Annotated in this window: 26 protein-coding genes (1 of these 26 only partly in view); 14 read left to right on the top strand and 12 right to left on the bottom strand. The window is 36.0% G+C overall.

What is annotated here, in order from left to right; genetic code table 11:
• Positions 1-110 precede the first annotated feature (110 nt).
• The 7 genes from AC13DP_RS16170 to AC13DP_RS16140 form a co-directional block, all read right to left on the bottom strand.
• On the bottom strand, positions 111-959 hold the full coding sequence (locus AC13DP_RS16170) for an exonuclease domain-containing protein (protein ID WP_483068119.1): 849 nt from the start codon (positions 957-959) through the stop codon (positions 111-113).
• Entirely contained in the window at positions 956-3394 is a 2439-nt protein-coding gene (ligA, locus tag AC13DP_RS16165) for an NAD-dependent DNA ligase LigA (protein WP_483068118.1), read from the bottom strand. The genes AC13DP_RS16170 and ligA overlap by 4 nt, the downstream gene beginning before the upstream one ends.
• 22 nt (positions 3395-3416) lie before the next feature.
• Positions 3417-3782 (bottom strand): DUF1304 domain-containing protein, encoded by a 366-nt coding sequence (locus tag AC13DP_RS16160; protein ID WP_483068117.1) that lies wholly within the window; start codon positions 3780-3782, stop codon positions 3417-3419.
• 15 nt (positions 3783-3797) lie between these two features.
• A complete protein-coding gene (locus AC13DP_RS16155; protein ID WP_483068116.1) occupies positions 3798-4448 on the bottom strand; it encodes a VOC family protein in 651 nt (216 codons plus the stop codon).
• Positions 4448-5056 carry an LOG family protein gene (locus tag AC13DP_RS16150; RefSeq protein WP_483068115.1) on the bottom strand — a complete coding sequence of 203 codons (609 nt, stop codon included), beginning with the start codon at positions 5054-5056 and terminating at the stop codon, positions 4448-4450. Before AC13DP_RS16150 ends, AC13DP_RS16155 begins: the two co-directional genes overlap by 1 nt.
• A gap of 12 nt (positions 5057-5068) precedes the next feature.
• Positions 5069-5920 carry a peptide chain release factor N(5)-glutamine methyltransferase gene (gene prmC, locus AC13DP_RS16145; RefSeq protein WP_483068114.1) on the bottom strand — a complete coding sequence of 284 codons (852 nt, stop codon included), beginning with the start codon at positions 5918-5920 and terminating at the stop codon, positions 5069-5071.
• 360 nt (positions 5921-6280) lie between these two features.
• Positions 6281-6766 carry a GNAT family N-acetyltransferase gene (locus AC13DP_RS16140; protein ID WP_483068113.1) on the bottom strand — a complete coding sequence of 162 codons (486 nt, stop codon included), beginning with the start codon at positions 6764-6766 and terminating at the stop codon, positions 6281-6283.
• A 29-nt stretch (positions 6767-6795) separates the two neighbouring features.
• Between AC13DP_RS16140 and ribD the strand changes: the two genes are divergently transcribed.
• Genes ribD through AC13DP_RS16125 form a run of 3 tightly spaced genes read left to right on the top strand, consistent with a single transcriptional unit; the run spans position 6796 to position 9089 of the window.
• Positions 6796-7836: a bifunctional diaminohydroxyphosphoribosylaminopyrimidine deaminase/5-amino-6-(5-phosphoribosylamino)uracil reductase RibD gene (gene ribD / locus AC13DP_RS16135; RefSeq protein ID WP_483068112.1), complete on the top strand. Its 1041-nt coding sequence runs from the start codon at positions 6796-6798 to the stop codon at positions 7834-7836.
• A complete protein-coding gene (locus AC13DP_RS16130) occupies positions 7829-8440 on the top strand; it encodes an HAD family hydrolase (RefSeq protein WP_483068111.1) in 612 nt (203 codons plus the stop codon). The genes ribD and AC13DP_RS16130 overlap by 8 nt, the downstream gene beginning before the upstream one ends.
• Positions 8441-8474: 34 nt before the next feature.
• The gene (locus AC13DP_RS16125) at positions 8475-9089 is read left to right on the top strand and encodes an IMPACT family protein (protein WP_483068110.1); all 615 of its coding nucleotides are present in this window, start codon (positions 8475-8477) and stop codon (positions 9087-9089) included.
• A gap of 192 nt (positions 9090-9281) precedes the next feature.
• Here the strand turns inward: AC13DP_RS16125 and AC13DP_RS16120 are convergent, their stop codons facing one another.
• On the bottom strand, positions 9282-9674 hold the full coding sequence (locus AC13DP_RS16120) for an acyl-CoA thioesterase (RefSeq protein ID WP_041579044.1): 393 nt from the start codon (positions 9672-9674) through the stop codon (positions 9282-9284).
• 206 nt (positions 9675-9880) lie between these two features.
• Here AC13DP_RS16120 and dnaA point away from each other — a divergent pair, with 206 nt between their 5' ends.
• The 3 genes from dnaA to AC13DP_RS16105 are packed head-to-tail and all read left to right on the top strand — an operon-like array spanning position 9881 to position 12559.
• A complete protein-coding gene (gene dnaA, locus AC13DP_RS16115) occupies positions 9881-11308 on the top strand; it encodes a chromosomal replication initiator protein DnaA (RefSeq protein ID WP_228252236.1) in 1428 nt (475 codons plus the stop codon).
• Positions 11309-11363: 55 nt separating this feature from the next.
• Entirely contained in the window at positions 11364-11834 is a 471-nt protein-coding gene (locus AC13DP_RS16110; protein WP_272957575.1) for a low molecular weight protein-tyrosine-phosphatase, read from the top strand.
• A complete protein-coding gene (locus AC13DP_RS16105; RefSeq protein ID WP_013072991.1) occupies positions 11834-12559 on the top strand; it encodes an SAM-dependent methyltransferase in 726 nt (241 codons plus the stop codon). Before AC13DP_RS16110 ends, AC13DP_RS16105 begins: the two co-directional genes overlap by 1 nt.
• A gap of 9 nt (positions 12560-12568) precedes the next feature.
• Here AC13DP_RS16105 and AC13DP_RS16100 read toward each other — a convergent pair whose 3' ends face one another.
• From AC13DP_RS16100 to dapF, 4 genes are all read right to left on the bottom strand, one after another.
• Complete coding sequence (locus tag AC13DP_RS16100) at positions 12569-13246, bottom strand: peptidoglycan-binding protein LysM (protein ID WP_228252234.1); 678 nt, start codon at positions 13244-13246, stop codon at positions 12569-12571.
• A 212-nt stretch (positions 13247-13458) separates the two neighbouring features.
• Positions 13459-14502: an endolytic transglycosylase MltG gene (mltG, locus tag AC13DP_RS16095; RefSeq protein WP_483068109.1), complete on the bottom strand. Its 1044-nt coding sequence runs from the start codon at positions 14500-14502 to the stop codon at positions 13459-13461.
• Positions 14492-15025: a GNAT family N-acetyltransferase gene (locus AC13DP_RS16090; RefSeq protein ID WP_013072994.1), complete on the bottom strand. Its 534-nt coding sequence runs from the start codon at positions 15023-15025 to the stop codon at positions 14492-14494. The genes mltG and AC13DP_RS16090 overlap by 11 nt, the downstream gene beginning before the upstream one ends.
• Positions 15019-15810, bottom strand: a complete 792-nt coding sequence (gene dapF / locus AC13DP_RS16085; RefSeq protein WP_347406676.1) for a diaminopimelate epimerase — start codon at positions 15808-15810, stop codon at positions 15019-15021. The genes AC13DP_RS16090 and dapF overlap by 7 nt, the downstream gene beginning before the upstream one ends.
• A gap of 138 nt (positions 15811-15948) precedes the next feature.
• On the opposite strand from dapF, the gene AC13DP_RS16080 reads away from it, so the two are divergent.
• The 8 genes from AC13DP_RS16080 to AC13DP_RS16045 all read left to right on the top strand — a co-directional run.
• Complete coding sequence (locus AC13DP_RS16080; protein WP_013072996.1) at positions 15949-17346, top strand: S1C family serine protease; 1398 nt, start codon at positions 15949-15951, stop codon at positions 17344-17346.
• Between the two features lie 125 nt (positions 17347-17471).
• Complete coding sequence (locus AC13DP_RS16075) at positions 17472-18920, top strand: glyceraldehyde-3-phosphate dehydrogenase (protein WP_483068108.1); 1449 nt, start codon at positions 17472-17474, stop codon at positions 18918-18920.
• 108 nt (positions 18921-19028) lie between these two features.
• Entirely contained in the window at positions 19029-20123 is a 1095-nt protein-coding gene (locus AC13DP_RS16070) for a DUF748 domain-containing protein (protein WP_483068107.1), read from the top strand.
• 259 nt (positions 20124-20382) lie between these two features.
• Complete coding sequence (locus tag AC13DP_RS16065; RefSeq protein ID WP_013073000.1) at positions 20383-20973, top strand: hypothetical protein; 591 nt, start codon at positions 20383-20385, stop codon at positions 20971-20973.
• Between the two features lie 58 nt (positions 20974-21031).
• Complete coding sequence (trmD, locus tag AC13DP_RS16060; protein WP_013073001.1) at positions 21032-21712, top strand: tRNA (guanosine(37)-N1)-methyltransferase TrmD; 681 nt, start codon at positions 21032-21034, stop codon at positions 21710-21712.
• 118 nt (positions 21713-21830) lie between these two features.
• Positions 21831-22184: a 50S ribosomal protein L19 gene (gene rplS, locus AC13DP_RS16055; protein WP_013073002.1), complete on the top strand. Its 354-nt coding sequence runs from the start codon at positions 21831-21833 to the stop codon at positions 22182-22184.
• Positions 22185-22381: 197 nt separating this feature from the next.
• On the top strand, positions 22382-24604 hold the full coding sequence (locus AC13DP_RS16050) for an NADP-dependent isocitrate dehydrogenase (protein WP_483068106.1): 2223 nt from the start codon (positions 22382-22384) through the stop codon (positions 24602-24604).
• Positions 24605-24781: 177 nt separating this feature from the next.
• Positions 24782-24837, top strand: the 5' end (the start) of a protein-coding gene (locus tag AC13DP_RS16045; protein ID WP_013073004.1) for a multidrug effflux MFS transporter. The gene runs 1162 nt beyond the window's last position; the window shows 56 of its 1218 coding nt (coding positions 1-56); its start codon is at positions 24782-24784; the stop codon falls past the right edge of the window.

Raw genomic sequence — 24837 nt, 5'->3', positions numbered from 1 at the left:
CTTCAAAATGATTTTTTATCGAAATTTTATAATTACCCACGGATAGTCTGGGAAAGCCTCTTAGGTATTAATATAAAATTATTTCTACAACCTCTATTTTGAGTAAAATATTAGAAGTCGATTAAAATCTCTAAAAGTTGATTTTCTGAAATCACCTTAGTACCATTTAATTTTGCTTTACTAAGCTTCGAATTTCCCGCCTGGCTACCGCAAACCAGATAATTGGTCAATCCCGAAACCGAACCAGTAATGCGCCCGCCGTTTTGCACTATAATTTTCTGCATTTCGATTCGGGAGAAATGCTGAAAGTTTCCAGAGATTACAAATCGTAATCCACTCAATAACTGGCTACAACCAGCAAGTGCCTTACGGCGAATTAGTACGTTTTGGCCCTGTTTTTCAGCAATCCAATCTAAATAATCGGAAGGAAAATCCATACCATGTTCTTCCTGTAATTTCAATTCCTCTTCTACTCTATTCAGCTTTAAAAACAATTCACCACAAACAAAAGCATCTTCTAAAGCATTGTGATGCCGGAGCTGCGGAACTTCAAAAAAGTTGGCTAACGAACTTAATTTATAACTCGGTAACGCTACTAGTCTTCTAGCGTGTTGCAGGGTGCAAAAACTGGCATATCTCGGTACATCAATTCCGTAACGTTGTAACGAATAAAGCAATACAGCATTATCGAATTTCGCATTATGAGCCACTAATGTTTTTCCTTCTATAAAAGGAAGCATCGCATCCCACAATTCGGGAAAATTCCTTTCATGCTGTACATCTTCATAGGTTATCCCATGAATTTGGATCGCAAATGGATTAAAGTAAGCTACTTCGGGATTTATTAATTCGTAAAATTCGCGGGATTTCTTACCATTTTTATACTCTACCATTCCCAACGAGCAGGGATTTTTTCCACTCGCGGTTTCAAAATCAAACGCCACAAAGTCTTCTATCATTCAATCATCTTAAAAAATTCTTCTTCACTAATCATGGCAATTCCTTCTTTCTCTGCCTTTACTTTTTTACTTGGACCCATTTTTTCTCCAACAATAAGGTAATTCGTGCTTTTAGATAAAGAACTTAAATTTTTACCCCCATTTTCTTCAATCTGCTTTTTCAGTTCACTTCTAGAAATAGAAAAGGTACCCGAAACAACAAAACTAAGCCCTTCTAATTTGTTAGAACTGGTCTCTTTTTCTTCCATTTCAAACTGCAGGTCTTTTTCCCGTAAGCGTTTTACGATGTCAATGTTTTCCTCATCGGTAAAAAATTCGATGATACTTGCAGCAACACGTTCCCCCACATCACGAAGTTGGATAAGTTCTTCTGTATTCGCCGCCATGAGCTTATCAATATTCCCAAAGTGCTCCGCAATTTTTCGGGCACTTACTTCCCCCACATCACGAATTCCTAAAGCAAATAATACTTTATCGAAAGTTCGTTTTTTAGATTCCTCTACGGAGTTTAATATATTTTCAGTGGTTTTCTTCTGAATGCTGATCCGGCTGCGGTCTGAGATTTTAGTGATAAAATCATCGAATTTTGGGTAGTGCTGAAAGCTTTCATTACGAAGCAATTCATCGATATAATCTGCATTCTTTAATGCTTCTTTTGCCGGCTGGTTTTCCTGATGATCGGGAAATTTCAAGTCGATCAGTAAATTTACTGAAATACAATCTTCCATTGACGTATAATCTGAAATAGCTACCCGTTGTATCGCCGTATTTAACTCCATCAGAAATCGCTTGAATTTCTTTTCGTCTATCCCTGAAATTTCGGCTATGTTTAGACTAAAAATTTCCTCTAAATAAACAATTTCATTTCCTATTTTTTCGGAATCGGCTCTGGTTATACTTCCCCACCCCTGACTAAGCGCATAAATCGCCTGACCTAATTTTACCTGAAGTTCACCTGATTTTTTAATCCCGGCTTCCTCGTTATCCAACCAACGTTCCTGTCCAATAATATCATCGTATGTGAGATAATAGAAATCGGAATAATTATTAATGATTCCATTGTAATATAAGATTTCTATCGTTCCTTTTCCCAAACCATCAATATCCATGGCTTTTCGTGATACAAAATGCTCCATCCTACCAATAATTTGCGGTGGGCACCCTACATAATTCGGACAAAAATGCTGTGCTTCGCCCTCTTTACGTTGTAATTCGGTTCCACATTCCGGGCAATGAATGGCATATGTTGTAGGTTCAGAATCTGGATCGCGTTGTTTAAAATCTACTCCCACGATTTTAGGGATAATTTCCCCTCCTTTTTCTACAAAAACTTTATCGCCTTCCCGAATGTCTAGTTTCGCAATCTGATCGGCATTATGCAAAGACGCCCGTTTCACAATGGTTCCTGCCAATTGCACCGGTTCTAAATTTGCCACCGGTGTAATAGCGCCTGTACGACCAACCTGATAGGTGATTTTATGGAGCTTTGTCGTTTCCTGTTCGGCTTTAAACTTATAGGCCATCGCCCAACGCGGTGATTTTGCGGTATAACCTAACTCTTCCTGCTGGCCAAAATCATTAACTTTCACAACTACCCCATCAGTCTCATAAGGCAAATCATGACGATGGATATCCCAGTAGTTAATATAGCTTAAAACCTCTTCGATATTATTTTTAAGTTCACTTTCTGCGGGAACTTTAAAACCCCAATCTCTGGCTTTCTCTAGACTTTCAAATTGAGATGAAATCGGTAGATTTTCACCTGCAATATTATAAAGCAAACAATCCAATGGCCGTTTCGCCACCTCAGCACTATCCTGTAATTTCAAACTTCCTGACGCCGTATTACGCGGATTCGCATAAGGTTCTTCTCCATTCTCAACACGCTCGGCATTCAACTTCGCGAAACCTTCAAAAGGCAGTACGATCTCACCTCGAATATGAAATTTCTCTGGATAATCCCCTCGTAATTTTAACGGTACCGAGCGAATCGTTTTTACGTTGTTTGTTACATCGTCTCCCTGAAATCCGTCTCCACGTGTTACCGCCTGTACCAATTGCCCCTTGTCATACATAAGACTCATCGACGCGCCATCATACTTCAACTCGCAGGTATATTTTATATCGCCGTCGACTAACTTTCGAATACGCGTTTCCCAATCTTGTAATTCTTCTTTAGAATATGAATTAGAAAGAGAGTACATACGATAATCATGGACCACCGTTGTAAAATTCTTAGTTACGGCGCCCCCTACACGCTGCGTTGGCGAGTTAGGATCATTAAATTCAGGATGCTTTTCTTCTAATTCCTGAAGTTCTTTCAGCTTCATATCAAAATCATAATCGCTAATTTCAGGATTGTCTAAAACATAATATTGATAATTATGATGCTGTAATTCTTCTCGAAGTGTATATATTTTATTTTCGATATCCATGTATACTGAAATTAAAAGAGGCTTATTGTTCTATAAAAATTAATAAAAGTGTAAGTATTGCTGGTAACGCCTGAATAAAGAATATTTTTTTAGTAGCACTTAAGGCTCCATAAATTCCGGCTATGGCTATACATAAAAGAAAAAAGATTGAAATATTGTGTTGCCAATCCCCATTATCTATAAAAAAGGTCCACCCCAAACCGGCCGCTAAAAAGCCATTATACAAACCCTGATTAGCCGCTAAAGATTTTGTTTTAGGGAAAAGATCTGCTGGCAAAGATTTAAAGGTCTTTTTCCCGACGGTTTCCCAGGCAAACATTTCAAACCAGAGAATATAAAAATGTTCTATTACAATGACCGCTTTTAAACCAACAATAACTAGTTCCATACGTATTTTTAAGGCTTATACATCTTTGGATGTAAAACTAAATTCTGAGCCCTGATGGGTGAAATTAACTTTAAAATCGGCTGCAAAAGCAGTTTGATTAGTAGGAAACCAATCTCTGTTGTGTCGATTCACTGCAATTATAAGTCCTTCATCATCACCAATGGCACAAAATCGATCTAAATTTCCATCGTAAATTCCTAAACCGAATTGACGATGTAAATAGGTATAATAAGGCTCAATGATTTCAACCGCTAAACCAATTTCGGAAACTCCTAAGATGGAATTTACGTTAAAACATTTTTTCTGAGATGGATAAAGATCACGTCTGGAAATAAGCTCTAAAATATTATCATCAGGATCTTTAAAATATACTGATTTTGCTTTCCAATTCTTAAAATCTATAATTTCCTCGGTATCATTTTTTTCAATAACAACGCGTTCTTTTAGCCAATTTAAGGCTAAATCTTCCTGATGTGCAGGAATATGAAACGCAATATGATAGGGCTTTGCATCCTTTTTAAACTGAAAACATATTTCTGTAAACCCGGCAGAAAACCTAAAGTTATTTTCAGAATTTCTAGTTATGGAAAACCCAAGCACATCACGATAAAAGTTCAATTGTTCCTTTATCGCCGAAGTATAAATTTCTAAATATTCAATCTTCATTAGGTCTGACTTTTAGTAATCCACTTTGGTGTAGGTTGTGGTTTAAAAAATTTCATCTTTTCGTACAGTTCTTCGATGGTTTCAGCAATAATCAACAAATCGTAATTCTCTTTTTTTAATAAACCTGTTTTTACCATCTTCCTAAGCATCGCCATTAAATCATCATAAAAACCATTGATATTCAGTAATCCAATTGGTTTTTGATGCAAGCCCAGTTGGGCCCAGGTAATAATTTCAAAAAGCTCCTCAAAAGTCCCAAAACCACCGGGAAGTGCGATAAAACCATCACTAAGTTTATGCATGGTGAGTTTTCGCTCATGCATATCCTGGGTGGTAATTAATTTATCCAATTGGGTATGTACCACTTCTTTGGTTTTTAAAAATTCAGGAATAACACCGGTTGCTTTCCCTCCATTTTCATTAACACCGGTAGCTACCTGCCCCATTAATCCAAGTTTGCTTCCACCATACACCAGGCGAATATTATTTTTGGCCAAAAATTCCCCTAATTTTTTAGAGGTTTCAATTATTTCTGAATCAACACCATCGCTGCTGGCACAAAAAACAGCTATGCTTTTTAGGGAACTCTGTGTTTTCTTTTCTTTCAAAACAATAATTTTTTAGCGTTTTTGGGCTTTTAGCATTCTAAAATTACCAAACATATCCTTTCGAAGCTCCGCCCTAAAACCATGCTCTTCAACCATCGTTTTAGTTTCTTCTCCCAGATATTGATTAATTTCAAAAAACAACAACCCATTTTTGGATAGTCCTTCTTGTGCTAATTTCGTGATTTTATTGTAGAAAAGTAAAGGATTTTCATCTTTTACGTAGAGTGCCGTTTCCGGTTCGTATTGCAATACATTCTGCTGCATTTCGGCCTTCTCCAATTCCCGCACATAAGGTGGGTTAGAAACGATGACATCAAATTGCCGTGGAAGTTTTTGTGTGGAAAGAATATCCTGGTGAACTAAATGTACTGAAACTTTATTTTTTTCAGTATTTAGATTAGCCACTTTTAAAGCTTCTTCTGAAATATCTATGGCTGAAATTTGGGCTTTTGGCAGGTGTTTTTTTAAACTAATGGGAATGCAACCACTTCCTGTTCCAATATCCAATATATGTAAATCCTGTTGCTGCTTCGGGGACACCTCATCTAAAATCCATTGCACCAGTTCTTCGGTTTCCGGACGCGGAATTAAAACGCCGGGCGTGACTTTAAAACTCAGACTAAAAAATTCGGTTTCTCCAATAATGTACTGAACAGGTTCGAAAACACGAAGTTTTTCTAAAGCTTCCTCAAATTCACTAACTTCAGTAGCATTTAGTTTTTTATTAGGTTCTAAAGCGATCTGTAACCTGTTTAACTGCAAGAAATGTTCGGCCAATAAATTGAAGAAAGACAGATTTTCTTCTTTAGGATACTTATCATCAAGGTTTTCCAGGAATTTATTTTTAAGTTGAGTGACGGTCATTGCTTACTTTAGTTAAGAGTTTAAGGATTACAGCTTTTAATCAGCCCTTTGCGATCAGCTTGAATTAAATTCAACATTTAAGAATTAAAAACATTCTTAACTCGTGTTTCCATCTCATTCAAAACCCTACATTAAAAATTTAAAATACAAAGTCTAAACTCTATACTCTATTTTTTATTTTCTCGCCTTTTCTATTTTCTAAACCCTAACTTTCAATTATGAAGAGCTTTCAAAAGGCAGAGATAAGCATAGAAATGAGATTATCATTTTCGAGCAAGGCAATAGTTTAGAAAGCTTATTCAAAATCCAACATTCAAAATATAAAATAAAAAACGCTATTCTCTACTTTCTAACTTCTAACTACAAATCCTTTATCAGCCAAACTGTACAATTATAATGTCCTGTATTGCCTAGTGGTTTTTCTAATTCCTCAAAACCGGTTTTCTTATACAATTTACAAGCATCTTTCATATAAGGTAAAGTTTCGATATAACACTTTTTATAACCCTGACTTTTAGCATATTTTAAGCAGGTATCCATCATTTGTGCTCCAAGACCTCTTCCACGAGCTTCTGGTAAAAAATACATCTTTTGTAATTCGCAAATTTTCTCCTCAAATCCAGGTAAAGGACCAATACCACAACAACCTATGATTTGATTATTTTTTTCAATTACAAAATAAGCTTTTCGTTCTGCCTTATATTCCGCCGTCATATCATCAAGGGCTTTATCTTCATATGCGGTTCCTACTTTTGGAACTCCCATTTCTATCAAAACATCCTGGATAACTTTTTTAACCTGCTGATTGTCTTGCTGCTGAATTTCCCTAATTTTAAGCATGCTCATTCTTACTAATTAATCCTATTTTTGTGGCTGTGAATATACACGAAAAATATATAAAACGCTGTTTGCAACTCGCCGAAAACGGATTGGGAAGCACCTATCCAAATCCCATGGTTGGTAGTGTGATTGTTTATAAAAACCAAATTATTGGCGAAGGCTGGCATCAAAAAGCGGGAGAGCCTCATGCCGAGGTTAACGCAGTAAATTCAGTTAAAAACCGAGACCTTTTAAAGAAATCGACCATTTATGTAAGTTTAGAACCTTGCAGCCATTTTGGAAAAACGCCACCTTGTAGTGATTTAATCATTGCGAAAGGGATCAAAAAAGTAGTGGTTGCCACTGTAGATCCTTTTGCTGAAGTTGCCGGACGAGGCATTAAAAAACTAATGGAAGCCGGTTGCGATGTAATGCTGGGCGTTCTTGAACAAGAGGCACAGCACCTTAACAAAAGATTCTTTACGTTTCACAATAAAAAGCGTCCTTATATTATATTAAAATGGGCGCAAAGTGAAGATGGTTTTATCGCCCCGCTGCAACGTGAAGATCGTGCTCCTGTTTGGATCAGCAATCGCTACTCAAAACAACTGGTACACAAATGGCGCGCTGAAGAACAGGCGATTCTCGTGGGAACAAAAACGGCAATCGAAGATAACCCAAAACTCAATACGAGATTATATGCCGGGAACAATCCCGTACGGGTGGTGATCGATCGCTCTGGAAAAATTCCGGCAGCATCGGCTATTTTCGACGGAAGTATCAAAACAATTATTATTACTGAAAATAATCAGAAAATAACGTCAAAAAACCTAGAATATCGGCACGCTGATTTTAGTCAAAATTTACCCGAACAAATTGGGAGTATCTTATTTCAGGAAAATTTACAGTCGGTTATTATTGAAGGGGGATTGCAAACACTTCAAAGTTTTATCGATGCGAAATTATGGGATGAAGCGCGTGTATTTTCGGGAAATGTTCAGTTAAAAATGGGAGTTTCAGCACCTAAATTTCAGGGAAAGTTAATTTCCGAAGAAAAAATAGAAGACAACCTGTTAAAGACCTATTTAAATGATTAAAACCATCATTTTTGATTTTGGCGATATTTTCATCAACCTGGATAAGTCGGCTACCCCGGCACAATTAAAGAAATTCGGAGTTAAAAATTTACCAGATTCCATACTCAGCGCCAACCAGGAATACGAAAAAGGTTTACTATCCTCAGAAGAATTCTTCAACAGCTATAAAAAAGAGTTTACATCTATTGAAAAAGACAATTTTCTGAAAGCCTGGAACGCCATTTTGGTAGATTTTCCTAAATATCGCTTAGAGTTCATTAAAAAATTGGCTGTAGAGAAAGATTATCAGCTTATTCTTTTAAGCAACACTAACGAAATTCATATCGATTGGGTTAAAGAAAATATATCTTTTTTTAACGAATTTCAGCAATGTTTTGATGCGTTCTATTTGTCTTACGAGATCAATTTCAGAAAACCCGATGCTAATATTTACGAATATGTGCTGCAACAGCATAACCTAAAACCAGAAGAATGTCTCTTTATAGACGACACCAGGGAAAATACTGATGCCGCCGCTGCTTTAGGCATCAATATTTGGAATCTGGAACCTACGCGAGAGGATGTAATTGATCTATTTACCACAAAGAAAGAACTATTCTCTTAAGAACTATGCCGTCAAAATTCCTTAGTTTGCCAAAATGAAGGACACTTACAAAACCATAACCAAAGCCTCAGAAGAAGTATTATTTAAAGACCGAAACTCGAAGTTTTTTGGTTATGCCTTTCCTGTCAAAAATGAAGAGGAGGCTAATCTGTATCTGGAAGAATTAAAGTCTAAACATCACAAAGCAAGGCACTGGTGTTATGCCTGGCAAACAGGAAAGGAAGAACAGGATATTTATTATCGTGCTAATGACGATGGCGAACCATCCAACTCGGCAGGGATGCCAATTTACGGGCAAATACAGTCTTTTGAAGTAACGAATGTACTTATTGTTGTGGTTCGTTATTTTGGTGGCGTAAAATTAGGTGTTGGCGGACTTATAAATGCTTACAAAACTGCCGCCCAAATGGCGCTGGAAAACTCAAATATCTTAGAACGTACAATTGACGAAGTTTTTGAAGTTTCTTTTGATTATCCTGAAATGAATATCGTAATGCGGCTCATCAAAGAATATAACCTAAATATTGTTGAACAAAAACTGGAATTAGATTGCAAAATCTATCTATCAGTCCGTAAAAAAGAAGCCGAAGCGATATTTGATAAATTCAATACTACTTATAAAGTAGGAATAAAAAGAGTGGACAGTTAACAAATTCATTGGTCATTCTCAGTTAGCAATCAGTATCCAGTATAATAAGCTATAATTTGTTTTTGCAATCCAAATTCAGAATAAAAAATCTTTACTTAAATATTAAATAGTCAACATCATCTTGACTCCTGATACTTGAATCTTGGTTCCAATCTCATTCAACATTCAAAATAATTGTCTATTCTTTATTTTCTAAAGCTTCTCCAAAACATAATCCGGGCATCGTATGGGGCGCCTAGTTTTTGCATCCATAAAAACTAAAACGGTGTTGGCAGTTGTTAACAATTCCCCGTCCTGATTATAAATTTTATAATCAAAAATTATTTTTACATCCGGTCTCTGTCTAAGACTGGTAAAAATCTTTAATTGGTCGTCAAAAAAAGCCGATTTCTTAAACTTAAAATTCATTTCATAAACTGGTAGCATAATACCGTTTTTTTCCATACTTTTATAGGAAATACCAATTTTTTCAAGCCAGTCAATTCGCGCAATTTCCAGATACTGAGCATAATTACCATGATGCACAACACCCATTTGGTCTGTTTCTGCATATCGTACTTTTAGTATAGATAAATGGTCTTTCATTGGCGAATTTTAAAACTTGAAATAAAATAAATTTTGAGATTTGAGTCATTATAAGTATGAGTAAAATATTCCAAAAATTCAATACCAAATGGGTTTTTTTTTTACATATTTTGTTCACATCTTTGTGCCCCTCCTTTTAAACAGGAGCACTCTTATCAGGAGTAAATTCAAACATTATAATAACCCTAAATAACGCCACACTTAGCATGTCGAAAACTGCGCAATCAGTTTGGAATAGCTGTCTAGCTTTTATAAAAGATAACATTTCGCCGCAGGCCTATAAAACCTGGTTCGAGCCTATACAAGCAGTAAAACTTACCGATTGTGCATTAAGTATACAGGTACCGTCTAAGTTTTTCTATGAGTGGCTTGAAGAGCATTATGTTAAGCTTTTAAAAGTTAGCTTAACAAGAGAGCTTGGTGAAAAAGCAAAATTGGTGTACGTTATCAAAATGGAAAACACCTACGGTAATAAATTACCTTTTACCGAAAAAATTCCTAGTACACAACGAGCTAATATGACCTCACAGGAAGTGGATGTTCCTGTAAAGAATAAAAACCCGGAATTAAAAAATCCATTTGTCATCCCGGGCATTAGAAATGTAAAAATTGAATCACAATTAAACCCGAGTTATAACTTCGAAAATTTCCTTGAAGGTGACTCCAATCGTCTGGCAAGATCTGCTGGTTTGGCCGTCGCTAATAAACCTGGAGGAACATCTTTTAATCCGCTTCTTATTTTTGGAGGCGTTGGTCTTGGAAAAACCCATTTAGCGCATGCCATTGGAGTTGAAATTAAAGACAAATACCCAGAGAAAACCGTCCTTTATATTTCTGCGGAAAAATTTACGCAACAATATATCGAATCTGTTAAAAAAAATAATAGAAATGACTTTATTCACTTCTATCAAATTATCGATGTTTTAATTGTAGATGACATTCAATTACTATCGGGTAAAGCAGGAACGCAGGATGTATTTTTCCACATATTCAACCATTTACATCAAAACGGAAAGCAGGTAATCCTTACCAGTGATAAGGCCCCTGTAGATATGCAGGATATTGAGCAACGCTTGCTTTCTCGATTTAAATGGGGACTTTCAGCTGAATTGCAACATCCAGATTTTGAAACCCGCGTTTCTATCATTAAGAACAAACTTTATCGGGATGGTGTGGAAATGCCGGAAGAGATTGTTGAATTTTTAGCGAATAATATTAAAGCGAATATTCGCGAATTAGAAGGAGCTATTATTTCTTTAATCGCTCATTCTTCTTTCAATAAAAAAGATGTAACCTTAGAACTTGCGAAAAAAATCGTAGATAATTACGTTAAAAATACCAAGCGAGAGGTAAGCATAGATTACATTCAAAAAGTAGTAAGTGATTACTTCCAGATGGATGTGGAAACTTTGCAATCTAAAACAAGAAAGCGCCATATTGTACAGGCCAGGCAACTGGCAATGTTTTTTGCTAAAAAATTTACCAAAGCTTCTTTGGCCAGTATTGGTTCGCAAATAGGAAGCCGTGATCACGCAACGGTTTTACACGCTTGCAAAACAGTAGACAATCTTGCTTCTACAGATAAACAATTCAAGAAATTTGTAGAAGATCTCAATAAAAAATTAACGATTTAAGTTTCAAAAAAGCTCTTTAAAAAGAGCTTTTTTGCTTTAAAATAGCTACTAAACTATGGAAAAGAAAAAAATCCTAATGGTTTGCCTGGGTAACATTTGTCGCTCTCCACTTGCAGAAGGAGTGCTAAAGGCAAAAGTAAATGCAAACGAAGTTTATGTAGATTCTGCCGGTACCAGCAACTATCATATTGGTGATCTGCCCGATCGCCGATCTATCGCTACTGCCAAAAAGCATAATCTAGACATAACCGACCAGCGTGGCCGACAACTTACTAAACAGGATTTAAAAGATTTTGACCATATTTTTGTAATGGATAATTCCAATTTTCGCGATGCTATTGCTTTAGCTGATTCTGAAGAGGAAAAAGCAAAAATAAAACTCATTTTAAACGAGATTTTCCCCGGCGAAAATGTAGATGTTCCCGATCCTTATTATGGTGGTGATCAGGGCTTCGAAAATGTGTATCAAATGCTGGATGAAGCTACAGTGAAAATCGTTGAAAAAATAAAAAACGGAACTTACTAATGGGACAAAACTTTTCATTTTCGGGAAAACTTTATTTAATTCCAACAACACTTGGTGAATCTAACCCCATAGATGTTTTGCCCTTAACGGTAAAAAAGCACGTAGAGCGCATAGATCATTACATTGCTGAAAATGAAAAAACAGCCCGCAGAGCAATAAAAAAACTTGTTCCGCAGAAAAAACAACAAATTTTAAAGTTTAAAACGCTAAATAAATTTACGGAAATCACCGAAATCCCAAACTTTCTGGATGCCTGCAAAGAAGGTTTTGATATGGGACTTATTAGTGAAGCTGGTGTGCCCGGTGTTGCCGATCCAGGTGCCGAAATTGTAAAGTTAGCGCATCAAAATGGAATACAGGTAGTCCCTTTAGTTGGTCCTTCTTCTATATTACTAGCCATGATGGGCAGCGGTATGAATGGTCAGTCATTTAGTTTTAATGGCTACCTGCCTATCGATAAAAAAGAAAAGAAACAGGAGTTAAAAAACCTTGAGCGCATTTCTTCCGAAAAAAATATGGCCCAGGTTTTTATTGAAACACCGTACCGTAATAACAAACTTCTAGAGGATCTTCTCCAAATCTTACATCCAACCACACGGTTGTGCATTGCCTGCGATCTTACGCTACCCACAGAGTTTATCCTTAGCTTATCTATTAATGAATGGAAACAAAAAAAGGTAGATCTTCATAAAAGACCTACCATTTTTGTACTTCAAAAAGACTGATTCCTAAAATCAGGAATTAACAGCTTCTATTTTTGATAAATCTACTCTTGGATTTTTAACGGGTTGGATAAACGATGTATCATAACCTGCAAAACGCTTCATATAGTATTTAATACTGGTTCCAAATGCGTCGTTAAACATTTGCCCACCATAACTTCTTAAATACTTTTTCACGCTACCAGGCCCAGCAAGATGTGCCGCTGCCAGTATTCCAGATTCTGTAACTTCCACCCCGTTTATGTTTTTACCCACGAAGCGCTTAATGTCACGAATAAGGATCCATTTGTTACGAGAAGCATTAGTATAAAAAGTTGCTTCCTGAAGTTCTGGATTATTAAGAAATTCCTGGGTATCGTAAACGCCTAATAAATTAAGGGTTCCTTTACCAAACTGGTATTTTCCCATATATCCATACTCATTGATGCTCTTGTAGTCTCCACGTGATTCTTTAAAACCAATAGCTTCTTTAAACCCTGTGTAAGACTTCCCTAGTCTTGGAAGGGCTTTTAAAGCCACTTCTGAAGTTTTTAACGGTAACGTATCTGGTGAAACCGTATAATCTAATTCAAGATTTGGAGTAGTAAAACCTTCAATCTCTAAATCTGCTGCCTTCTTGGTGCTGAAACTAAAAAATACAGATCCAGCAAGAACTGGCAGCCAAGAAAGTTTAACAATTTTCTTACTCATTACATTTTTTTTCTGAAGAGCTTGTTAAATCAATATTTATTGCTATCTTTATAAAATTGATCTCTCTTCAAATTTGCGAGGGCAAATGTACAACAAATTTTAATAATCTGAATAACAGAGTGTTAAACCTTTCACAAAGAGACTCCTGTCGTTAACAAAACACCAACACACATAATATCAATAAGTTAGACTTTCCTTAATTCTGGAAGTTTCTACCTTTTTATCCCCTTTTTATTAATCCACCGTATATATTCCTGCTTGTTACGGTTGTGCTGGGCAAGGGTCTTCGCGAATTTATGATAACCAAAATTTTCAACATTGGCTACAAAATAGAAATAGTCATGGTCCTCGTAATTTAATACCGCTTCGATTGAAGAAATATCGGGCATACTAATGGGACCCGGCGGAATTGTAGCATATTTATAAGTATTATAAGGAGAATCCAGCTCTAAATCTTTATAAAGAACCCTTTTTATGATCGTGTCAAAGTTTTGAGTTTTTTCTTTGATCGCATAAATTACTGTAGGATCAGCATCTAGTTTCCAACCGTTTTTATAACGATTCATATATACTCCAGCTACTCTTGGACGTTCGTCTACCTTTGCTGTTTCTTTCTGGACGATAGAAGCCATTGTAATGACCTGTGCGGGTGTTAAACCAATTTCTTCTGCTCTTTGCAATCTTGTGTCTGTCCAAAAACGATCGTATTCCTTTTTCATACGACTTCTAAACTCTTCAGCCGATGTATTCCAGAAGAATTCATATTTATTGGGAATATACATTCCCAAAGCAGTAGCATCATCAAAACTGTTCTCAGCAAGAAAATCCTTGCTTTGCATTGCTTCTAATAAACTAAGACTGTCTGCTTCAATTTGAGCTGCCACACGTCCCGCCAAATCCTCAATGCGCTCCTGATTATTGAAAGTCACATTTACAGGCATATTTTTACTACGCAAAGCATTAATAATTTCGTTATTATTCATTCCTTTTTTTAGAATAAACCTTCCTGCTTTTATATTATTGGGGTATTGCTTTTTTTCAGCAACTATATTAAAACTATTTAGGTCTTTAATAAGCGGTTTTAAACTATCTAGCACTGCTGGATAATCAGAATTTGTTGGGATCAAAACCACTTTCTGGCTCGAAGAAAAAGCAGTGTTTATTCCAAAAATGGTTTGATAAATATAATAACTAAATCCACCTACAGCCACCAGTCCTAAAACTGCTATGGCTACTACTATTTTTTTAATGTACATTATTGTTAATTAGTTGATATAAATACTCGTCCTTAAAACGACCATTTACAAACGTCCATTCTTTTTTTAATCCCGCTTTTGTAAAACCTATATTTTCAAAAAGGCGTAAACTCCGCAAATTATCCGCTGTTATGTTGGCATAAACCTGATGTAGGCCTAAATGCTTAAAACAATATTTGCAAACCAGTGATAAACTTTCAGCTCCAAAGCCTTTTTGTCGCTCTTCCGGATTTGCAATAAGAAGTCCGATCGCCGCCCGTCGATCTTTAGGTTCAAAATCAAAAATATCAATCAAACCAATAGGGCGATGGTCCAGATTACAGATAACCAGTCGTAATTGTTTTACTTCATAAATATCAAGATGAGAATTTTCCAGATATTTTTTAAGTATGTATTTCGAAAAAGGAGCCTGGGTTGCACTTACTTCCCAAAACTCCTCGTTATTCTCCAACTCATGAAGAAACTCGAGGTCTTCAGGTTCTAATGCTCTTAGATATAATTTTTCTCCTTTTAAGGTTAGCATGCTATCTCTCCTTTAAAAACAAGCACAGCAGGTCCTTTAAGCCAGACATCGCTATAACTATCGCCATCGCTTTTAAAACTTACCGATAAATTACCACCCGGAACCTGTAATTTCACCTCACTGGCTTTGGTACGATTACTATGATGTGCGGCAATAGCAACAGCAGTTACACCGGTGCCGCAAGCCAAAGTTTCATCTTCTACTCCACGCTCATAAGTCCTTACGATAAAAGTATCCTCTTCATCCGTCTTTTCTACAAAGTTTACATTTGTCCCTTTTTCTTTATAATCGCTAGAATAACGTATAGCCGCTCCCTCTTCTTTTACATCTAGATTTTTTACATCTTCAGTAAACACAATATGATGTGGAGATCCGGTATCCAGAAAAGCTATATTTCCAGATTGGTATATATCAGAGACGTTTTGCATCTGTAAATTCACAACATTGTCCTTGTCTATAAAGGCTTTATGAGGACCATCAATAGCGGTAAATTTAGCCTGGGTTTCGATAATTCCAAGCATTTTTGCAAAAGCCACCAAACATCGACCTCCGTTACCGCACATACTGCTTTGATTACCATCTGCATTAAAATAAACCATTTTAAAATCATCTCCTTCAACATCGGGATGTTCCAAAAGGATTAAGCCATCGGCCCCTATGCCAAATTTTCGGTCGCAGAGCCTGTTGATCAGTTTGGTATCGTTTTTGGATACTACATTATTGCGATTATCAATCATTACAAAATCGTTACCTGTTCCCTGATATTTGAAAAACTGAAGTCCCATTATTTAGCAGATTTTAAAGACGCAAATATACAATTTTAGAAGTGACTTCTGCGTTTTTAAGTATGAGCTGACAAACAGGAAAATAGAATATAATTAGTATAAATTAAAAGTTTAATAAATAAAATTTTTCAGAAGAATATGAGAAAATTAGCAAGTTTACTTATTGTTTCCATCCTGGGTGGAGCATTAACATTAGGTAGCTACAAGCTATTTTTTGAAGAAGAAAATGTTTCCTTCTTGCAAGAAAAGCAAGATGCTACCCAAAGCCTTATTCAAGCAAATTATGATGCCAATCGTACCTATGGTACCAATGTAGATTTTACTGCAGCTGCAGAGAAGACCGTACATGCTGTAGTTCATGTTAAAAATGTTGCGGTATACAGCGGCCCAAGAAGTTGGGCAGATGTAATGCAGGGAAAAACGGAGTCCAGCAAAGCCCTGCGCGGTACTGGATCTGGTGTAATTATCACCCCTGATGGCTACATTGTGACCAACAACCACGTCATCGATGGTGCTAACGAATTAGAGGTAACCTTAAATAACAACAAAACCTATAAGGCAAAAGTTATTGGTACCGATGCCATTTCAGACATTGCCTTAATTAAAGTGGAACCGGAAGAAGACCTTGAATATATTCCTTTTGGAAACTCGAACAATACAAAAGTTGGGGAATGGGTATTAGCCGTTGGTAATCCTTTTAATTTAAAATCGACTGTTACCGCTGGTATTATAAGCGCAAAATCCAGAAACTTGAATCCCAACGCAACAGGACAATCATTTATCCAGACCGATGCTGCAATTAATCCCGGAAACAGCGGGGGGGCCCTTGTAAATATTAACGGTGAATTAATAGGAATTAACACGGCCATCACTTCTATGACGGGTAGTTATGTAGGATATGCATTTGCAGTACCCTCTAATAATGCCAGAAAAATTGTAGAAGATATTATGGAATATGGGGATATCCAACAGGGAATTCTTGGTATTCGTGGAAGCGATTTCAACAGAACTCCAGAGCTTAGTGAAGAATATGGAACCACGCAGGGAGTTTATGTAAGTGAGGTAACTTCTGGAAGCGGAGCTGAAAAAGCCGGAATTAAAGCGAAAGATGTTATCAGAAAAATTGATAATATTAAGGTGAATAAATTCTCAGACCTTACTGGTTATATCAACACCAAACGGCCAAATGATACCGTAAATGTAACAGTATTAAGAAATGGTGTCGAAAAAGAAATCGCCGTAAAATTAACAAAACTTAGCGTTACGCAGCTCCCAATTGGTTTAGAAGTTACCAATGCTTCTAAAGACGAATTGAAGTTTTACCAAACCGAAAATGGTGTAAAAATTAGTAAAACATTGAGCGATCAATATGCTGAAGAAGAATTTGTAGGAGCAATTATTACAGAGATTAACGGCGATAAGATTTATGACATTCGCGATGCAGAAGAAGCTTTTAAATCTTTAGAAAGAGGACAGGGATTAACCATGACTTTTATAGATAAAACCGGCCAAAAGCAGCGTGTAATCTTCAGATAGCCTGCAAACGTTAAAAATACACTTAAAACTCCTGATTTACAGGAGTTTTTTTATTCCTTAATTATTTTACGAAAACGTTTGAAATACATACTTTTGTATTAAATTTAACCACATATTTAAACAAAATGAGCTTAAATAAAGTTTACGAAAGAGAACTTGCATTTCAGGCAGACCGAAGACGTGCCACCGTAGAATTTATTAATATAGTAAGTGACTTATGGTATGATAAATCTATCGAGCTCGTTCTTTTTAGAAATCAGCTTATCAATAAAAATGTTAGCGACATTTTAAACCTTCATGAATATGCAGGTGCTTTTGTACAAAAGCCGATCTCTATTTTCGATTCAGTTGAAATCATCAAAGCTATTAAAGACCTAAACCTTCCTCCTGCAAAATTAGACATTGGGAAACTTACTTATGAGTATCATTTAGAAGATCAAGAGTATACAAATGCCATGGCCTTTGTGTCTGATAAATTAAACGATGCTAAAGATGTAGAAGCAGTAACTCCTAAAGATGTAGTGCTTTATGGATTCGGAAGGATTGGACGCTTAGTTGCCCGCGAATTAATGACTAAAACCGGTAAAGGAAATCAATTAAGACTAAGAGCCATCGTTACTCGAGACAAAATATCTGAAGAAGTCTTAGCTAAAAGAGCTTCTCTTTTAATGAATGATTCGGTTCATGGTGAATTTGCAGGAACAGTTTCCTATAGTATTGAAAAATCTGCATTAATAATTAACGATACAACTGTACATATAATTAGCGCCTCTAATCCTGAGGATATAGATTACACCAAATGGGGTATCAGTGAGGCGTTGATTATCGACAATACTGGTGCTTTCAGAGATAAGGAAGCGCTACAACGACACTTGAAATCTAAAGGAGCAGCCAAGATCTTGCTTACCGCGCCGGGAAAAGGAATTCCGAATATCGTCCACGGGGCAAACCACACGTTATTTAAGCCAGAGGAACATAATATATACTCGGCAGCCAGCTGCACCACAAACGCGATTACTCCAGTTCTAAAAGCCATAGACGAATCTCTGGGAATTATTGACGGACATTTAGAAACCATTCACGCATATACAAACGATCAAAACCTGGTTGATAATATGCATAGTAAATATCGCCGTGGTCGCGCAGCCAGTTTAAATATGGTAATTACGGAAACCGGCGCCGGTAAAGCAGTAGCAAAATGTCTTCCGCAATTGGAAGGAAAATTAACTTCTAATGCGATACGTGTTCCTGTTCCTAACGGATCATTAGCTATTTTACATTTACAGGTGGAAAGTCAAACCTCTGTAGAAGGCGTAAATTCAGTCTTAAAAAAATATGCGCTGGAAGGTGATTTGGTTGAACAAATTAAGTTTTCGATAGATAACGAATTGGTTTCATCAGACATTATCGGTTCTTCAGCTCCCGCCATTTATGACAGCAAAGCAACTATTGTTGCAAACAATGGAAAAAATATCGTCTTATATATATGGTACGATAATGAGTATGGCTATAGTCATCAGGTAATCAGGCTAGCAAAGTATATTGCAAAAGTTAGGCGATATACTTACTACTAAACCTGTATTTTTTCCAATCCCGATACCCGCCAATGGCGGGTATCTTTTTTTGTGATAAACTTAACCCATCGATTTAAGGGCTTTATGCAATTTTGTAAAAAATAAAGCATGAGTTCTAAAAGAAAAAGACGACATCTTAAAAAGAAGCGATATATCGCTCCGGTAATCATTTTAGGAGCTCTTATTGTTTTTCGTCTATTCCTGCCTCTTATCGTTAAAAATTACGTAAACAAAACGCTAAATAATATTCCTGGTTATCATGGCCATGTAGAAGATATTGATATTGCCTTATGGCGAGGTGCTTATACCATAGATTCTTTAGTATTAATAAAAGAAAAGGCGGAAACTGAAACTCCCCTACTCGATTTTCCGGAAACTGATATTTCAATAGAATGGAAGTCCCTGCTAAAGGGTAAGGTAGTAAGCGAAATTGAAATGCATAGTCCCAAATTTAATTATATTTTCGAAGATCAACAGGATACTACTGCTGTGGAAAATCCAAAAACCGAAGATTGGACAAAAGCCTTAACCGATCTTGTACCTATTGACATTAACCACCTTCAGGTATACAATGGCACGGCAAATTTCGTTCAGCTCTCCTCGGATCCTCAGATTGATATGTTTATGCAAAAAGTAAACTTACAGGCAACCAATCTTAGCAATGTAATCAACAATGAAAAGCCATTGCCATCAAACATTCAGGCTACCGCGGTTTCTATTGGAGGTGGTAATGTAAAGCTTCATGGCAATATGAACCTATTAAAGGAAATCCCTGATATGGATATTGATTTCTCCTTACAAAAAGCAAGAGCTACGGGAATTAATGATCTTATCCAACGCTATGCCGGTGTAGATTTTGAAAGCGGAACTTTTGAGCTTTACAGCGAAATTGCCATAAATGATGCCTACCTGAAAGGTTATATTAAACCCATGTTTATTAATACTAAACTTATTGGAAAAGATGAAGAAGGCGGACTTTTCAAAAAGCTCTGGGAAGGATTTGTTGGAGTTTTTAAATTTATCCTTAAAAATCAGGGCACAGATACTTTAGCAACAAAAGTACCACTAGAAGGAGATCTTAAAAATGTAAAAACAGGAGTTTTACCTACCGTATTCAATATTTTTGAAAATGCATGGATTAATGCATTTAAAAATAGCGTGAATGAAGAAATTAATTTCGAGGATGCAAAACAGAAGAAATAAATCACTGCAATAAGGAGGAGAATTCGCAAAGTCTAATAAAGTAACAAGGGAAAATCCTTTCTAAAATTTCTACCAATAAAATTGAAGCTATCGGTGTTGGATGCGCCTAAATGCTCCAGGATAGATTAAAGCTAATATTCTTTGCCCCATATACTTTTTGTTTTGAAAATTACAACCAAAAAAAACACCGTACCCATACAATAAAATAACATTTTAAAGGTTACGTTGGTACTAACAAACACGAAAACTTCATTTTAAAATGAATAAGCTACTAATTACACTATTAATTTTTACCGCATTTACTTTAAAAAGTAATGCCCAGGACAGTATTCTTACCACAAATCCTATTCAACAAAAATTTCAGGAGTTAATTGAATCTTCCAACAATTATCAGGAATATAAGGTGGTTAATTATGATGAACTGGTAGATCTAAGGGACAAGACCAACGATTATATCCAGGAATTAAAAGATCAAATTACGGTTGGCAAAAATACAGCAGACCAACAGGAAGAAGAAATTGCTAATTTAGAAGGTGAATTAAAAACAACACAGCAAAATCTTCAACAAGTTACCGAAGAGAAAGATAATATCGTTTTTTTAGGTATGCCGCTAACAAAAGGAACCTACATGGCGATGATGTGGGGAATTGTTGCCATTCTTATCTTAGCCCTGGTTTTCTTTATTTATAAGTTTAAAAATTCTAATGCGGTAACCAAAGAGGCCAAAAAACGTCTTGATGATACTGAAAAGGAATTTGATACCTATAAGAAAAAAGCCTTAGAAAAAGAGCAACGCCTTGGCCGACTTCTTCAGGATGAAAAAAACAAGGTAAACAAAATGAACACTTAAATTCTGCAATTATTCGCATCTTTACAGTCTTAAAATTGCATTCTTAAATTAAAGCGCCATGCGAATAGATATTATCACAGTTGTTCCTGATATTCTTAAAAGTCCGTTTGAAGCATCAATTCTTAAACGAGCGATCGAAAAAGGACACGTAGAAATCCACATGCATAATTTACGGGATTATGTGACTGATAATTATAAGCAAATTGACGATTACCAATTTGGCGGGGGCGCAGGAATGGTGATGATGATCGAACCTATAGATAAATGCATTACTAAGCTTAAGTCTGAACGAGACTATAACGAAGTAATTTATATGACCCCTGATGGTGCCACCTTAAATCAAAAAATGGCTAATAGAGTTTCAATGATGGAAAATATCATCATTCTTTGCGGTCATTATAAAGGGGTAGATCAGCGGGTACGCGATCATTTTATTACTAAAGAAATTTCAGTAGGTGATTATGTATTGTCTGGTGGAGAATTAGGTGCAGCTATTTTATGTGACGCGGTCATTAGGCTTATCCCGGGAGTTTTAGGCAATGAAACATCAGCATTAACAGATTCGTTTCAGGACAACCTATTAGCTCCTCCTGTATATACCAGACCCGCTGAATATAAAGGATGGAAAGTACCTGAAATTTTAACTACAGGGAATTTTCCAAAGATAGAAGAATGGCGTGAAAATGAAGCATTTAAGCGCACACAAAAGCTTAGACCAGATCTTTTGGAAGAAGATTAAAATTCTTCATTAAAACATGTAATTATAAAAATAAAATTTATAATTTTGCATCCGTTCTAAAATAACCTCTGGCGAGAACCGTGAACGTTGTTTTAGCTTGCATCTTAAATATTTAACTATGGAATCGTTAATTAAATACGTTCAAGACGAATTCGTTACCAAGAAAGATCTTCCTGAATTTTCAGCTGGAGATACTATTACCGTTTATTACGAAATTAAAGAGGGGCAAAAAACCCGTACTCAGTTCTTCCGTGGAGTTGTTATTCAAAAAAGAGGAACAGGTAGCTCACAGACTTTCACTATTAGAAAAATGAGTGGAACTGTAGGTGTAGAGCGTATCTTCCCTGTAAACCTTCCTGCGATCCAAAAGATTGAGATCAACAAAAGAGGTAGCGTTAGAAGAGCTAGAATTTTCTACTTTAGAGAACTTACAGGTAAAAAAGCTCGTATTAAAGAAGCTAAAAGAGCTTAATTTTTACTTTTTACAATACAATTTAAAAACTCCGTTTTCAACGGAGTTTTTTTATGCCTTATTTTTAGTCTTTCTTAACAGGCTTTGCCCGTAAATTGCTAGCTAAAATGTCTAAAAAATAGTATATTGCGAAGACAGCAAACTCTGTATCATTGCAGGGTTGGTACGAAATTTGACAAATCAAAAAAAATTGAATAATGGCAGAAAACACCAAGATTTTTTATACCAAAACAGATGAAGCTCCGGCTTTAGCCACATACTCATTACTTCCCATCGTACAAACTTATACCAAAGCAGCAGATGTAATTCTAGAAACAAAAGATATTTCTCTTGCTGGACGTATTCTTTCTCAATTTCCCGAGTTTTTAGAAGACAACCAAAAAGTTGCAGATGCACTTGCAGAACTTGGTGAATTGGCAAAGAAACCAGAAGCCAACATTATTAAATTACCTAATATTAGTGCTTCTATTCCTCAGTTAAAAGCAGCTATTAAAGAACTTCAGGAAAAAGGATACAAACTTCCTGAATATCCTGATGAACCAGCTACTGAAGAGGAAAAAGAAATTAGAGCAAAATACGATAAAGTAAAAGGTAGTGCAGTAAACCCTGTATTACGTGAAGGTAACTCCGATCGTAGGGCTCCAAAAGCGGTAAAGAATTTCGCAAAGAAAAACCCTCATTCTATGGGGGAATGGAGTTCAGATTCTAAATCTCATGTAGCCACTATGGATAGTGGTGATTTTTACCATAACGAAAAATCTGTTACTTTAAACGAAGATGATAGCGTAGACATCGTTTTTACTTCAGCTTCTGGAGAACAAACTGTACTTAAGAAAGGACTCAAATTACTTGCCGGTGAAATTATTGACGGTACAGTAATGAATATTTCTCAATTAGAGAAATTCTTAAAAGAACAAGTTCAGGATGCTAAGGATAAAGGTGTGCTTTTTTCTCTTCACATGAAAGCCACCATGATGAAGGTTTCAGATCCTATTATTTTTGGTCATGCTGTAAAAGTATTTTTTGCTGATGTATTTGAAAAATATGGTAAGGATATAAAGAAAGCTGGAGGAAATCCAAACAGCGGACTTGGAGACATCTTAAGTGCTATAGAATCTTTACCTGAAGATAAAAGAAAAGAAATAAATGATGCTATTCAGACTGCTATTAAAAACGGTCCTGATTTAGCAATGGTAAATTCTGATAAAGGAATTACCAACCTACATGTTCCAAGTGATGTCATTATTGACGCTTCTATGCCTGCAATGATTAGAACATCCGGACAAATGTGGAATAAAGACAATAAAACTCAGGATACTAAGGCGGTAATCCCAGATAGTAGTTATGCCGGAATTTACCAGGCAACTATAGATTTCTGTAAAGAACATGGTGCTTTTGATCCAACTACTATGGGAACTGTACCTAATGTAGGACTTATGGCCCAAAAAGCAGAAGAGTATGGTTCACATGATAAAACTTTTGAAATTCCAGAAGTTGGTACAGTTAAAGTTGTAGATCTTAAAGGAGACACTTTAATGGAGCATGAAGTTGAAGAAGGGGACATCTGGAGAATGTGCCAGGTAAAAGATGCTCCTATACAGGATTGGATAAAATTGGCTGTAAATCGCGGTAAAGAAAGTGGAATGCCAATTGTATTCTGGTTAGATAACGAAAGAGCTCATGATGCCCAATTGATTGAGAAAGTACAAAAGTATCTTCCAGAACATGATACTAAAGGACTTCAAATTGAAATCATGTCTCCGTTGAAAGCAACTGAATTTACATTAAAAAGAGTAAAAGACGGAAAAGATACCATCTCTGTAACCGGTAATGTACTTAGAGATTATTTAACGGATTTATTCCCAATTTTAGAATTAGGAACAAGTGCGAAAATGCTTTCTATTGTACCGCTAATGAATGGAGGTGGACTATTTGAAACCGGTGCTGGCGGATCAGCACCTAAACATGTACAACAATTTGTTGAAGAAGGGCATTTAAGATGGGATTCTTTAGGAGAGTTTCTTGCTTTAGCTGTTTCTTTAGAGCATTTAGGCAATAAATATAATAATAAAAGAGCTCTCGTTTTATCAGACACCCTGGACAAAGCAACAGAGAAGTTTCTTGAAAATGGTAAATCTCCGTCTAGAAAGGTGAATGAACTTGATAACCGTGGAAGTCACTTCTATCTTGCACTTTATTGGGCCGAAGCCTTAGCAAATCAAGATAAAGATGCCGATTTAAAAGAGCATTTCGAAAAAATTGCTTCTGAACTTGAAGCTAATGAAGCCAAAATTATTGAAGAACTTAATGGAGCCCAGGGATCTCCTCAAGATATTGGTGGGTACTATAAAATGGACGATCATAAAACAAGTAGTGCAATGCTACCTAGCGAAACACTAAATAAAATTTTAGGAAATTAAATACTTTAAAAATAGAAAAAACAAAGGCCGAAATTCTTCAATTTCGGCCTTTGTTTTTATACTGTTATTCTCCATGAATAGATTGCATCTGTCAAAACATAAAATGAAATCTATTAATCTTAGGTTAAACCTGATCTTCATAGTTTCAAAAACTATTTTCTTACCGAAATTTGTAGAATGAAATATACCCCAGGAGAAAGAAATAAGAAAAAAGAATATATCATTTTATTAGT

Source organism: Zunongwangia sp. L-65 (assembly GCF_056859415.1).
Note: the sequence above shows the minus strand (reverse complement) of the source record. Positions and strands in the feature narration are given on the sequence as shown.

Bases quoted from the DNA above. Each gene is read 5' to 3' on its own strand.
- ligA (WP_483068118.1), bottom strand. From the start codon at position 3,394: ATGGATATCGAAAATAAAATATATACACTTCGAGAAGAATTACAGCAT.
- AC13DP_RS16125 (WP_483068110.1), top strand. From the start codon at position 8,475: ATGAAGGACACTTACAAAACCATAACCAAAGCCTCAGAAGAAGTATTA.
- AC13DP_RS16100 (WP_228252234.1), bottom strand. From the start codon at position 13,246: ATGAGTAAGAAAATTGTTAAACTTTCTTGGCTGCCAGTTCTTGCTGGA.
- AC13DP_RS16075 (WP_483068108.1), top strand. From the start codon at position 17,472: ATGAGCTTAAATAAAGTTTACGAAAGAGAACTTGCATTTCAGGCAGAC.
- AC13DP_RS16130 (WP_483068111.1), top strand. From the start codon at position 7,829: ATGATTAAAACCATCATTTTTGATTTTGGCGATATTTTCATCAACCTG.
- AC13DP_RS16170 (WP_483068119.1), bottom strand. From the start codon at position 959: ATGATAGAAGACTTTGTGGCGTTTGATTTTGAAACCGCGAGTGGAAAA.
- AC13DP_RS16070 (WP_483068107.1), top strand. From the start codon at position 19,029: ATGAGTTCTAAAAGAAAAAGACGACATCTTAAAAAGAAGCGATATATC.
- rplS (WP_013073002.1), top strand. From the start codon at position 21,831: ATGGAATCGTTAATTAAATACGTTCAAGACGAATTCGTTACCAAGAAA.
- AC13DP_RS16050 (WP_483068106.1), top strand. From the start codon at position 22,382: ATGGCAGAAAACACCAAGATTTTTTATACCAAAACAGATGAAGCTCCG.
- AC13DP_RS16105 (WP_013072991.1), top strand. From the start codon at position 11,834: ATGGGACAAAACTTTTCATTTTCGGGAAAACTTTATTTAATTCCAACA.
- mltG (WP_483068109.1), bottom strand. From the start codon at position 14,502: ATGTACATTAAAAAAATAGTAGTAGCCATAGCAGTTTTAGGACTGGTG.
- AC13DP_RS16120 (WP_041579044.1), bottom strand. From the start codon at position 9,674: ATGAAAGACCATTTATCTATACTAAAAGTACGATATGCAGAAACAGAC.
- AC13DP_RS16065 (WP_013073000.1), top strand. From the start codon at position 20,383: ATGAATAAGCTACTAATTACACTATTAATTTTTACCGCATTTACTTTA.
- AC13DP_RS16140 (WP_483068113.1), bottom strand. From the start codon at position 6,766: ATGAGCATGCTTAAAATTAGGGAAATTCAGCAGCAAGACAATCAGCAG.
- AC13DP_RS16090 (WP_013072994.1), bottom strand. From the start codon at position 15,025: ATGCTAACCTTAAAAGGAGAAAAATTATATCTAAGAGCATTAGAACCT.
- dnaA (WP_228252236.1), top strand. From the start codon at position 9,881: ATGTCGAAAACTGCGCAATCAGTTTGGAATAGCTGTCTAGCTTTTATA.
- trmD (WP_013073001.1), top strand. From the start codon at position 21,032: ATGCGAATAGATATTATCACAGTTGTTCCTGATATTCTTAAAAGTCCG.
- AC13DP_RS16160 (WP_483068117.1), bottom strand. From the start codon at position 3,782: ATGGAACTAGTTATTGTTGGTTTAAAAGCGGTCATTGTAATAGAACAT.
- dapF (WP_347406676.1), bottom strand. From the start codon at position 15,810: ATGGGACTTCAGTTTTTCAAATATCAGGGAACAGGTAACGATTTTGTA.
- AC13DP_RS16080 (WP_013072996.1), top strand. From the start codon at position 15,949: ATGAGAAAATTAGCAAGTTTACTTATTGTTTCCATCCTGGGTGGAGCA.
- prmC (WP_483068114.1), bottom strand. From the start codon at position 5,920: ATGACCGTCACTCAACTTAAAAATAAATTCCTGGAAAACCTTGATGAT.
- AC13DP_RS16155 (WP_483068116.1), bottom strand. From the start codon at position 4,448: ATGAAGATTGAATATTTAGAAATTTATACTTCGGCGATAAAGGAACAA.
- AC13DP_RS16110 (WP_272957575.1), top strand. From the start codon at position 11,364: ATGGAAAAGAAAAAAATCCTAATGGTTTGCCTGGGTAACATTTGTCGC.